This is a genomic window from Methyloparacoccus murrellii (assembly GCF_054657115.1).
This window is the reverse complement of record NZ_BAAHXD010000080.1, coordinates 1-4879: the sequence shown is the minus strand read 5'-3', so window position 1 is coordinate 4879 and position 4879 is coordinate 1. Positions and strand designations below refer to the sequence as shown.

The following is a 4879-nucleotide window of genomic DNA, read 5'->3' as shown; positions in this document are numbered from 1 at the left end:
GTCGACGGTCTGGCGCATCCGCTCCAGCTTCTGGCCGTTGTCGGTCTGGATGTCGCCGAGGCGCTGCTCGATGGCGGCCCGCAGGGTGTCCATGCCCTCGGTGTTGCGTTGCGTCAGCTGGTGCAGCTGGCCGGTCAGGGTCTCGCCGAAGCGCCTGAGGCTCTCGCCCTGTTCCGCGCGCCCGGCGCGGGCATCCTGCTGGGCCTGGTTGAGTTTCTCGTCGATGCGCTGGCGCAGCTGCTCGTTCTGGCCCGACAGGGTGCCGCTCAGCCGCTCGCTGGCCCGGTTCAGTTCGTCGCGGGTCTGCCCGAGCGAGGTCGCCACCTCGTGCCGGTTGATGGCCAGTTCCTCCCGGAGGCCGCGTTCCAGCCGCTCGCCGCTGCCCTGCAAATGCTGGAAGCGACCTTGCAGGTCGGCAAGGCGCGCGCCCAGCCGCAGAAACAAGCCGAGCAGTAGCAGCAGGAGCAGGAATGTCGCGGCCAGCAAGGGGCCGATCCAGGGTTCGAGGCTGGTCATCATCGGGGCAGGCAAGGGTTGTGGAGGGATCCGGCGACCGGGGCGGGCGGGGCTCGCCCGCGTGTCGGCCGGTTATGGTACGACGCAGGCCGGATGGCCGTCGAATGCGGGGCGATGAGCCGGCGAATGGCGCCAGGCCTGGACTGGACGGCGCACCGGACAGGCAACCCTGGCGCCCTGGCGAGGATGTCGTATGCTGGCGGCGCCCCCGAGGCGGTGTCTGCCGCGGTCCCGGGCGTCTTCCCTGACGCGTGCTGCCATCCCGAACGAGAGCCCAACATGATGCGATCTCTGCTGACATTCCTTTTGCTTATGCTGCTGACCAGCTGTGCCGGCAGCCCTGGCATGGGCGGAGGCGGTATGGGCACCGACTGGGGCAGTGGCGGCATGGAGATGGGGGTTCACCTGGGCGGCTGGGGCGATGGCTATGGCGGCAGCTGGGGACACGCCCCCACCACCGGCGTGCTGTCGGATCTCGACAACGATCCGCATGCCGCATCGACCTACCGGAATCCACTGTTCTCGCCCGGCGCCGCCACCGGCTACTACCATCCCGCCCGCTAGGCTCATGCGGGCGGATCCTGCCAGGATCGCCGCGGGCTCGGCGGGATCCCGCCGGCCCGATGCCGCCGGCCTTTTTCCCATCGACGACAGCCTTGTCGGTCGGTGCCGATGACCGTAACCACCCCCGTTGGGCGCTGCTCAGGGGCATCACCCTTGCCCGTGCGCATCGCGAACCCGCTCCAAGGCGTGCGCAAGGCACGGAAATCGCCCGACATCAGGCACGGTCCCGACAACTGGACCCGGGGGTGCATTTCACCGATCATGAGCCACCATGGCTATGGCCGGGCAAGGAGAGCGCCAACGGTCTGATTCCTGTATCACGTCATGCTTCCTGATGGAGGATGAGCGGCCCTGCTGGGCTGGATGGCCCTCTTGTTAAGGTTTCGCAAGGTTTTCCGCGATGCCGGTGATAGCCTGCAGGGCGTGCCTTCAAGCTCCGAGTGCTGCTGAGCGATTTCCGTGACGCGATTCAGGCCTGGCCGGCAGCCCGGCTGATTGCGTGCATGGCATGAGTGCCGGGTGGAATCTGGTCTTGGCATGAAAGCTGGAGGCGCGCGTGCTTTGCCCTCATGTGTGGGCGCCGAGTTAAGGCATTCTGGCAATGGCATGGCTGCCTGGGATTGAGGTTTGGTATCTGTGAAGACCAAGGGGGCAGAGGCTGTCTCTGTCCGTAGGTTTCTGGGATGGCCGGGATGTGAGTTTCGAGTGCCGCATGCTATGCGTGCAGGCGCTTGTGGTGCGGCCCATCGATTATTGCAGGTGATGACGATGTTTTCCGTAAGCGCCATTGCGCCAATCAAGATGAAAACGGTGTTCTCAGCTCTGGTGGCCTGTCTGTTGGCGCTGACCTTCTCGCAGGCCAGCTATGCGGGCGCGGGATACCGCTTTCTGCTGACCAACAAGATGAAACCGCTGGCGGGCGACCCCGGCTATCCCCAGCTGACCGTCCACGTTGCTGGGGGATACAACTGCTGGTACCTGAATGGGATTGCGGACTGGAATCAGTACGCGAGGCCGGGCGATATCGAAATCAACCTATACACCGAAAGGAAGAACAGCCTGGACTGTTTCTATGGCATTACCCCCTCGGCATCCACCGATGTCGGGGTGTTTGTCAAGGCCAGCCCTGATGCGCCATGGGTACGTCTGGGCACCCGATCGGTTCTGTGGAATGTCGGTAATCTTGACAATGGCTTCTATATCGATCCGCCACTCCCGCTCAGCGGTTTGTTTGGTATGTGCGGGCTCACCGTGAATTCGCTTGCCACGGTGATAAACTCGACCGTACCCGGTACCAATATCGCCCAGATTACCGTGAGTGGTACCCCAAAGCTTGACGGTTGTCATGATGCATACGCAACGACTGGCGCACAGCCGGAAGCCGTACGTTCGTCGGCGGTCGATGGGGACGCAGACGCCAGGAACGTCAGGACGATCAGGCTGAAGGTCGGGAAGACCAGAAAAATAAGCCTCGCGGGGCTGGACCCCGAGTCTGTCTGGGAGCTGGATGGCGGAACTTGCAAGGGCGACCCCGTCCTGACGTCCGATCTCAAGGCCAACCACACTCGACATCGGGTACTGCCGCAGACCGTCAATGTCACCGCCATCGGCGTGGGGCGGCGCGTATGCGATCTCACCGCCTATCATTATCCGGAGCGATCCTTCGTCTCCAGTCGGCGATTCATCTTCATTGTCAAGTGAGTCAGGCGGACATATGTCCTGTCGGCGGTCAGGACGGTTACGGGCGGGCCATGGAGAAACTTGACACCGCCCCGTTGGTTCGTGTTTTTACATTATTTTAATGGTCATTGGCAGAATGGGAGATCGGTCATGAAATCTGCATCCGGAAAAGCCTTCCTGGCGATTTGGCTTCTGCTGGCGCTGTCTGGCTTTGCCTCTCATGTATGGGCGGCCAAATACTATGCGATTGTCGATGCCGGAAGCAGCGGTTCAAGGTTATATCTGTACAAGTCGGAGGCTGACGCCAAGGGCAACCCGGTCGCCGAAAATATTCCTTTGACCGGCAACAAGGTCACGCCGGGGATTTCGACTCTCGTCACCCAGTCATCCAAGGTGGCGGCCTATATCGCTCCGCTGTTCAATCTGCTGGATGCCGAGCTGAAGGCCAGAGGTGTGCCACAAGCCGATGTGAACTTTTCTCTCATGGCGACAGCCGGTATGCGGGTAGAGTCTCCCTTGCAGCAGAAAAAGGTCTACGATGCGGTAACGGATGAGGCAAAAAAGACGCTCCCCGGCATGAACATCCAGTATGCTCTGACGCTGCAGGGACGCTACGAGGGCGCTTTCCAATGGCTATCGGTCAATTATCTGAAGGGGAATCTGGCGGCGGGCGGCGGCACGAACGGCATCCTGGAGACGGGCGGCGGCTCCTACCAGATGACCTGGGCGACCTCATCCACAGCCAGGAACACTATTGATGTCTTTTCCCTGAAGTACGGGAGTACACCCTACACCCTGTTTTCGAGGAGTTATACCGGCCTTGGGGGCAACTATTCCCGGGAGGATGCAACCGATGATCCCAACTCATTTCCGGTCGGCTATCCCCTCGCGAGTGGCGCGGTGGGTTCTGGTAACTACAGGAAAGGACTTGTCAATACCCGTAAGCTGATCAGGGCCCGGCCGACGTCAATTCCGGCATCCGTGAAGGTACCGGGTCTGGAAAACTTTGTCGGGGTGGGGCTGTTCAAAAATGTAGCGACGGACTTGCGGCTTGGCGACAGCCTTTCCTCCGCGCGGGTTGACCGGGCTGCCAACATGATTGCGTTGACGCCCTGGGCGGTCCAGGTGAGTGAGCAACCCAACAACCCATTTCTTTTCGGACGGGTGGATTCTGCGCAGCTGGTCTCCGAGTTGATACGCACCTGGTTCCAGGGCAACCGTGAGCTCCCGGTCGCAGATCATGTCAACGGGACTGAAATAAACTGGACATTGGGCGCCGTGCTTTTCCTGGCGTCGAATAACGTGCTGCCAACCCAGTGGTGATCCTGGGGACAATCCTACAGGATCGCGAAAGCCCGGTATTTTTTGGAGTTTGACAACATGAGTCTGCGCAAACACGGTCGAGCTGTTCTTCTTGGCATGCTGCTGATCGGAGCCCTTCCTGCTTCGGCATTCGGGTCCGGGCATCCAGCACAATCCGAGAATGTGCGGACGCGAAATGCATGCGTCATCATCGATAATGACTTTGACATCGATGACATGATGGCTATTCCGCTTGTCCTGGGCTCCAGACATGTGGCGGCCATCGTCCAATCCGAAGGCTATACCCTGCCGGGCGAGGGAGCGGCCGCAGTCAACCAGCTGGTGAATGGCGCCAGGACCAACCGGAAGATACCGATCATCGTGGGGGGCAGACAAGCCGAAAGCCCATCGCCTGAACGATGGCCCTGGCTGTCCTTCTTTCGCTCCATGATGAAGGTATCCAATGGGTTGATGGCCGTTCGGGAACAGCCGTGGCCAGAGAACCTGGATTACACGAACAAGGTACAGGATGCGGTATCGGGTTGCAGGAAGGTTTCTGTTCTTGTCATCGGTACCTATACTTCATTCAATCACTATATCCCTCTCATCAAGGACAAGGTGGACAGGGTTGTCATCATGGGCCAACCTATCGGTGACATTTCGCGCACTCCGGGTCGGGAGTCCTTCAACTGTGACTTTGATCTCAAGGCCTGCGAGCTGGCGATGGTTCAGCTTCGTGAGCTTGACGCCTATTTTGTCGATATACCGAGATTCGAGGATTGCCACGACCGCGCCGATCCGCCCGGCTATTGCTATA

4 protein-coding genes and 1 pseudogene are annotated in these 4879 nt (G+C 60.5%); 4 read left to right on the top strand and 1 reads right to left on the bottom strand.

The window, feature by feature from the left end; all coding sequences use genetic code 11:
• Nucleotides 1-519: pseudogene (locus tag ACYQ1H_RS15080) on the bottom strand (hypothetical protein); the annotation flags it as partial.
• A 276-nt stretch (nt 520-795) separates the two neighbouring features.
• Between ACYQ1H_RS15080 and ACYQ1H_RS15075 the strand changes: the two are divergent.
• From ACYQ1H_RS15075 to ACYQ1H_RS15060, 4 genes are all read left to right on the top strand, one after another.
• A complete protein-coding gene (locus ACYQ1H_RS15075) occupies nt 796-1080 on the top strand; it encodes a hypothetical protein (RefSeq protein WP_460028867.1) in 285 nt (94 codons plus the stop codon).
• A 768-nt stretch (nt 1081-1848) separates the two neighbouring features.
• Entirely contained in the window at nt 1849-2781 is a 933-nt protein-coding gene (locus ACYQ1H_RS15070) for a hypothetical protein (RefSeq protein ID WP_460028866.1), read from the top strand.
• A 129-nt stretch (nt 2782-2910) separates the two neighbouring features.
• Entirely contained in the window at nt 2911-4083 is a 1173-nt protein-coding gene (locus ACYQ1H_RS15065; protein ID WP_460028865.1) for a hypothetical protein, read from the top strand.
• 57 nt (nt 4084-4140) lie between these two features.
• Nucleotides 4141-4879: nucleoside hydrolase (locus tag ACYQ1H_RS15060; protein WP_460028864.1), on the top strand; the 739-nt coding region annotated here is incomplete at its 3' end.